1 protein-coding gene is annotated in these 330 nt (G+C 44.5%); it reads left to right on the top strand.

Translation table 11 applies throughout. The features are described from left to right. A partial coding sequence (locus AB4496_RS27380) for a hypothetical protein (protein ID WP_372133112.1) occupies positions 1–191 on the top strand: 191 nt, incomplete at its 5' end. Positions 192–330: the final 139 nt, after the last annotated feature.

Genomic DNA, 330 nt, shown 5'->3' with positions numbered 1-330 from the left:
GTATTGCACTAAGCATGCGCATGAAAGATGAGCCTGGACAAGATAACCGCGCACAACGTTCAAGTGCACCTCGCACACAAAACCGCCCGAACCAAAACTCACAAGGTGGACAACGCCGTCGTGAGGAACCACAACAAAACGCGGCGATGGGTGGTGCATTCGCTGCTGCTTTTGCAAAAGCGAAAAAGTAATCCGTTAACTCGTCTGCAAAACAGATATGCTTAAAACAGAAAACCTGCATCCCTTAGGGGTATGCAGGTTTTTTTATTATGTGTTCAAAAAAGACATCGAAGCTTGGTTGTATTCTTCGTGCTTATACTCAAAATAATT

This window comes from Vibrio sp. 10N.222.46.A1, from assembly GCF_041473595.1.
In the GTDB taxonomy this organism is placed as follows: Bacteria; Pseudomonadota; Gammaproteobacteria; order Enterobacterales; family Vibrionaceae; genus Vibrio; species Vibrio tasmaniensis_A.
This window is presented reverse-complemented; position numbering and strand designations above follow the sequence as displayed.